The following is a 6,571-nucleotide window of genomic DNA, read 5'->3' as shown; positions in this document are numbered from 1 at the left end:
GCTGCTTCACACGCAGGGCCTGCTCCTTGGTTACACCCTTGCGGGCTAACTCGGAGGCTAACTGTTTTTGTTCCTTACCCTGACGGATACCGTCCTTCACATATTCAAGTACCTGGGAATCGCTCATACTCTGAGCGAAAAGAGGAGATGATCCCGACAGAAGGATCAATAACAAAACACTAAACTTTCGAAGTATCATTGATTAAGTGAATAGGTTCTACATAACCGATCGGCATATCGACACAGGCACAGCCGAGCATATTCAAACGGACGGCAATCTTACTCCGGCCACCGACAGTCACCAGTTCGCCGACAAGGCCGCTCAAAGGACCTTTTATGACACGCACCTTCTCACCACGGGCCAAAGGAGAGTCATTCATACAGACGGCTTCATCAGAATAATCGAGCATGAAACGGAAACGGGCCATTTGCTCGTCGGGAATTACGGCAGGAGTACTTTCACCACGCATCACCATATAACGGCTGACAGTGGAAAAGGAAAGAACTTCCATACGCTCCTTGGGAGTCACATGAACGAAAACCATCATAGGAAGTAAGACGGTATCCACCAGCTTACGGCGGTCGCTCCATTGATGAATCTGTTGCTGAACGGGAACAAAAGAATCAATTCCCATTTTGGATAAACGTTCGGATACCTTCTTCTCGTGATGCATACGAACGAGAGCGACATACCAACGTTTTGAGTGTGCTACGCCTTCCCCTGTCCCACAACTAGGCCCGGCATTTGCTGATTTCTTTTCTTGAAAAATCATATTTTTTTACCCCATGTTTATCTGTTACTTCTTAAGTAACGGATCATGCATTTGCAGACAGCAGCTAACAACAAAAAAAGGAAAATGAACCGCGATGAGGGTGGGACGATATGGAAACCTAATATTCGATATGAAAGTATTCCGAAATTAGGCAATAAAAGGTCATAGAGCATGAAAGCAAAATCTTCATGTTCAGATACTTTTTTATTATGTATTTAAGAGAAAAAGGAAAAAAAGAAGTTTTTACTTGTATGCTATTAGTATTTTTACCTATCTTTGCACCGAATAAATTTCCGTTACTTAAGAAGTAACAGTAATACTAAGCCCCTAAATCTTAGCATTTTAAACCTTTTCCTTCAGGCTATTTTAAATCTTCTAACGTAATAATAATTTTGTTTATTTACTTTTGTGCGTTCTTCCAATTCGAAACCTTTCAAATAAATCTGAGTTGTCTTAATTGATTTATGCCCTAGTGACTCACTGATCATCTCAATAGGAACACCCCTATATTTAGCAGTAGTAGCCCAGGAATGCCGCAAAGTATAAGATGTTACAGACGAATGCAACCTCAGCTTACGGGATAAACTTTTCAGATGATTATTGAATTTCCGTAATGCAGACTGATACTCACGATACGCACCTTCTTCCCCCCTTTTATACTCTCCACTCAATATATGGAAAAGATAATCGGGACGGTCGGAATAAGATGAACTATGATTATTACGAAGCAAAGAAAGTAACTCATAAGCAGAATCTATAATCTCCACACTCATGGGAGTACCGGTTTTCATACGGTTATACTTCAAGAGTCCCTGATTCAAATTTGACTTCTCCAGATGAGCCAGATCAACGAACGGCATACCACCAAACTGAAACAGTAAATTAGCAATGGCCTGCGTATGGCGAAGTGTCTCCGTCTGCGGATCTTTGTTAAGCAACGTATGAAGCTCACTCAAAGGAAGTGCTTTCTTCTGGCGGGTATCAACTCCGGTAAACACATCACGAAACAAGCCATGTACATACGGAGCCTGACGAGCATCCACTCCCCTATTATAGATACAACGCAACATACGCATATACGTAGATATCGTATTTGGCTTTAAACGGGAGGCCGTCAGGTAATTGCTATACCTTTTTAAGTTTTCGCGGTTTATTTTGGTAAACTCAATAGACTGCGTACCACAAAACTGCGAGAAAGAACGGACCGCATTCTTATACACATGGGCCGTAGAATAACGGCCCTCCTTTCGCAAACAATCAATATAGTTGCTTGCACAAGTAGAAAATCGATTTTTCTTCATAATTCATTTCATATTATATTAATGAGTGAAAATATCACGGAATATACAAGATTTTCATTAAACCGAACATACTATTTATGGAATACTTACTGTTTTACATGAAAATCAGATATTCTTCCAGAAAATATGCAAATTGTAATCTCAATAACCCCTGCCTTATTCAGTTATAATATCATAAACAAAGAGAGGATAAACATTATTAAGTAAATGATTTATCCTCTCTCTTTATGTGTGGGTATATAGAAATTATTCCCCTAGATTCTCATACGTTTTACCGTCTTTGATTGCATCCGCTTTGAAGTCCTGGTAATATTCTTTGGCCAAAGCAGTATATTTCTTATACATCCGACCGGCAATTTCTATTTCATCCCCTTGTACGATTGGAGTACGTGCCTTATTGGGGGTAGATACAAATTGTAACTCCCAATCCCCCAGTTTACTATAAAAATCATTGGCACGGAAAGCCTCTCGTCCATGCGTCTGACGTAATCCCTCCTCCGAATAGGTTGTTCCATTATCGAGATGTTCCTGAAGCATGGCATAAAACTTCGTCCAACGCGGCAAATAATACCCTTTAATAAGTCCCGTCCATTCTCTCCATGAGTAGTCAAAAATAGAAGGATCTCCGTCTGCCCCCCAAATAGTGACTAAGGAAGTGGCATCATATTCTAACTGGTTCTTTTCTTCTTCCGTATCCCCCCAACTTCGTGCAGATGTCAGCCAACGGTCAAAATTAAATTCAGGACGTGTACGAAGCAGCTCGTCCACATCTTCCAGCATTTGCAAGAAGCGTTTGCTATGCAAAGCGAAAGCCTCTTTGTCTCTATTCAGGAAAGCTTCGGCAGCTCTTTTATGGATAACTTGTCCCATATTGGTCATCATTTGCCTTTGGACATCTATCACATCAAAACGATAAGGTTCAGAGTTCTTCAGTTTATCGGCATCTTTGAGTAACAAACCTTCGGCCTGAATGACTAATAAAGGAGAATATGGAATTCCCAATCCCGCATTAGGCCCTGATTTTTTTACATTAAGAGCAGGACGTGCAGCAATGATAGAACTTCGTTCGGTACCATTTGTACCGGGACGATAAGGTCCCTCCAATAAACAAATCATAGCTTGCTGAGCCGAGGGAGAGACAGCCCCATAACGTCGGTTGGCATATTGCTTAAGCCATTCCTCAATGGCTACTTCCCCTTTATGCAAAGGCATCTCAAATGCCAAATCATAATATACAGGATTCTGTTCAATAGCTTCCATAAACAAACCGGAGCCACATACATTGGGATACTGTTTTAAAGCCGTCATATATTGGTTGGAGGCCAGCAAACGCAAATCTCCATGCATATTAATACGCCCGCCGAAGTTATGCAAATTTCCTTCCACAGCCGGGTATCCCCAAAAGCCTTTGCGGCCCTTTATCTTTTCTCCATTTAAGTCCAGAATAATCAGGTCATTCTGAGGAACAGCCTTTACAATCGGTTCCCGCAAACTCCATGCCTGCATAGCCCATTTAGCTTTCGGGTCGAAATCTTTGATTAATTTATATATGGCATGCCCTACTGCGCTTAAATACTCCGGAGTATTGACAGGAGGTGCACTCTCGTGGAACGGATCTGCTGCGTATATTCCATACGTGCCATAAAGTTTCTTTTCTTCCTCTAAAAAATCACGGCCTAATGTTGCAAACAACGCATCGGTAGGATCAAGCTGTCCTGCTCCTTTAAATCCGCACCAACCGGGTTGCAGGCGAATTTTAGCTTCAGGATATTTATCTTTCAATTCACGAGGAACATAACCGGAGAATCCTTGTTGGATCGGTGTCATACCTAATTCCCTTTCACGGTCTATTATCTTTTTAGCTAAGATAATATGTTTATCGATCCAAGATTTAGGCAGCGGACCTCCATAACTTTGCAGATTTTGCATCCATTGCCAGGCAGCATGTCCCGGACCGGCTAAAAAACGGCGTGCTTCTTCATCTGTAAACCGATGTTTCAATAACGTGTTATACCATACAGCTTCCAATCCTACTGTTGCCAAAGGCATATTGATAGAATTCATAGCCATGAAATCTATTTCGCGTTGCCAACGTTCCCAATCCCAATAGGCAGCAGTATAGCTGACCGTACAATAATTCATGTATACCCTGTATTTACCATTGATCGTATTACGGATAGTCTTTTGGGGAAGCGGAAGATTTTCAGGTAAGTTTAATTGATTACCCAACCATGAAACATGCGCGTTACACGTATATTTCAGATATTGGTTAAATGCAGTGGACAGGGCTATGGCATTATTCCCTTTCAAAAGGACTTTCCCTTTTTCTGATGAGATTTCATACACATCCTCTCCATTGGCGGGGTCGATCAATTGCAGTTTGATCTGTTTCCCATATCCGGGTGTGACTCGCTCTATTAAGGCATAAACAGCCTTAATGTGCGGGTCTTTGGCATAGCCTATTACAGTAAACAGGCACAATAATAACAACAAAGGTTTTTTCATTTGACTATCAATTTTTATATAGCACAAATATAAGAAAAAGATTTTTTCTAAAAAAAATAATTAATACGATGCAGTATTTCCCAATCCCCTGCATTTATTATATAAAAAGCAAACGTAGAATGATCAAACCTATATATCATTAAGACCTATAACCTGAACTTAACAAGTGTGGGGAAAAACAGAAAAGAGAGAGAGTTTTAAAGAAATGTCCCCAAAAACGAAGAGCCCCTGCCAACTGAGAAAGCTGGCAGGGGTTCATTTTTATATCTTCGAAAAAAGCAATCTTTACTTGCAATATTTCTTTATCAGATCATCCGTATTCGGATCACCCAGTTCTTTTGCTTTATTGAAATTGCCGCAAGCTTCATCCGTTTTCTTCAACTGTATCTGACAAAGTCCGAGCAGACGATAGGCCTCGGCATATTTCGGATCTTCTTTCAATATATTATTCAATATTTGAACAGCCTCTTCATACCGTCCCACACGCAGGTTTACCACTGCTTGCTCTGCCTTATAAGTCAGGTCTTTCGGATTCAGTTCGATCGCCTTGGCAATATCATCCAATGCACGTTGATACTGGCGTGCTTTCAGGGCAGCTTGTTCTCGATAATAATAGAACATATCATTCACCTGTCCGTTGACTGCTTTAAAATAAGCATCGTAATCGAGCATCGCATTACGCGCCTGATTGGCATTCAGATTCATCTGTGCACGTTCCAGAAGATAAGGAGCAAACGCGGAAGTAACCGGTTGCGGACAACGGGCGATACAACTATCCATTAATACAATAACTTCTTTCGGATCCGCTTTCAGCAATTCCTTGGTTTTAGCGGCACTAAAGAAGGTAGCAGGAGAAGCAATATTGCTGGCGTTCACTTTCTCATAAGCAGCCAAAGCACCTGCATAGTCCTGTTGGGCAAACAGAATATCCCCTTCCAGCTGAGTGTAAACAGGAAGCGGATCAATAGCGATTGCCTGGCGGAGATTCTTCAAAGCCGTGTCATACGTCCAGTCTTTATACGTCTTCTCAGGCTTCGATAATTGGTAAGCATGCATCAACTTGGCAATGTTGTAATACACATCATCCTTTTTCTGTGCTACCTTCAATGCCTTATTAAAGTCGGCAACCGCCTTGTCAAACCAAGATTGGTCTTCCTGTCCCTTAGTTACATAATAATTGGCACGGCGAATATACCCGTCCGTGCTGTTCGGGAACTGGCGGATAAAATCATCCAATAGTTTGCCGTACTCTTCATCCGTCATTTGTGAAGAAGCCATAAACAAGTAAACCAATGCCTGATCTTCCACTTCGGGCAGTCCTTTCCTGATTCCGATACTTTTCAGCGCAGCATCACCCAAAGAAAGCGCATTGATTTTTTGTGCCATGGCAAAAGCGGCCCCTGCTGCATAACAAGTAGTCACCGTATCAATTCCGGAGGACTTCTGGGAAATACCGAATACCTGTCCTTCCGCATTCATCACCGGGCAACTAACCATTTTATCTTTCATCTGCATACCCAACGTATAATAATGATATTCTCCGGCCACTTTGGAGACATCTTTCACTTTACCGGATACACAAGCAATACTCTTTTGTGTCGAATAAGGAAGCATCCATGCATCGGCTCCCACTTCCGGAGCAGCTTTTGCCACGTTCAACGCAGGAACTTTCTTCTCGGTAATGGCTACACGGAACTTAATAACATCGTACATATCATTAGCTCCAAGTATCACGTCTACCGGCATTTGCTTGCCGTCCGCCGTGATAACCACCGCACGTTCCGCTCCTTTAAAAAGGCTATAATCAGATAAAGCCAATCCGTCTTCGGATACAAAAAATCCGTTCCCGGTGTTCAGCATCTTATCATTCTTGTCATAAGTCACCACAGAGAAAACTGCGCGTTTCGCCTTCTCCACCCATTTAGGGGTTTGTGCCATGCTTCCCTGTACCAGAAAGAAAAGCACCAAAGGTAGGATTAAAATCTTCTTCAT

General features: G+C 41.9%; 5 protein-coding genes. All 5 read right to left on the bottom strand.

Annotated features, from left to right (window positions below; all coding sequences use genetic code 11):
• A partial coding sequence (locus tag RDN93_RS13690; protein ID WP_308746022.1) for a hypothetical protein occupies nt 1-199 on the bottom strand: 199 nt, incomplete at its 3' end.
• Nucleotides 180-773, bottom strand: coding sequence for a UpxY family transcription antiterminator (locus RDN93_RS13685; protein WP_005678133.1), 594 nt, complete (start codon nt 771-773; stop codon nt 180-182). The genes RDN93_RS13685 and RDN93_RS13690, both read right to left, overlap by 20 nt.
• Before the next feature lie 356 nt (nt 774-1,129).
• Nucleotides 1,130-2,074 (bottom strand): site-specific integrase, encoded by a 945-nt coding sequence (locus RDN93_RS13680; RefSeq protein ID WP_055256317.1) that lies wholly within the window; start codon nt 2,072-2,074, stop codon nt 1,130-1,132.
• Between the two features lie 246 nt (nt 2,075-2,320).
• The gene (locus RDN93_RS13675) at nt 2,321-4,579 is read right to left on the bottom strand and encodes an alpha-N-acetylglucosaminidase (RefSeq protein ID WP_055256316.1); all 2,259 of its coding nucleotides are present in this window, start codon (nt 4,577-4,579) and stop codon (nt 2,321-2,323) included.
• Between the two features lie 285 nt (nt 4,580-4,864).
• Nucleotides 4,865-6,571, bottom strand: a complete 1,707-nt coding sequence (locus RDN93_RS13670; RefSeq protein ID WP_005678129.1) for a serine protease — start codon at nt 6,569-6,571, stop codon at nt 4,865-4,867.

The sequence above is a fragment of the uncultured Bacteroides sp. genome (genome assembly GCF_902491285.1).
Lineage (GTDB): Bacteria > Bacteroidota > Bacteroidia > Bacteroidales > Bacteroidaceae > Bacteroides.
The sequence above is the reverse complement of the archived record's forward strand: the minus strand, read 5'-3'. Positions and strand labels throughout refer to the sequence as shown.

What these genes read in the sequence shown, in the direction of transcription:
- RDN93_RS13685 (WP_005678133.1), bottom strand. Translation starts at nt 773, where the DNA reads ATGATTTTTCAAGAAAAGAAATCAGCAAATGCCGGGCCTAGTTGTGGG.
- RDN93_RS13680 (WP_055256317.1), bottom strand. Translation starts at nt 2,074, where the DNA reads ATGAAGAAAAATCGATTTTCTACTTGTGCAAGCAACTATATTGATTGT.
- RDN93_RS13675 (WP_055256316.1), bottom strand. Translation starts at nt 4,579, where the DNA reads ATGAAAAAACCTTTGTTGTTATTATTGTGCCTGTTTACTGTAATAGGC.
- RDN93_RS13670 (WP_005678129.1), bottom strand. Translation starts at nt 6,571, where the DNA reads ATGAAGAAGATTTTAATCCTACCTTTGGTGCTTTTCTTTCTGGTACAG.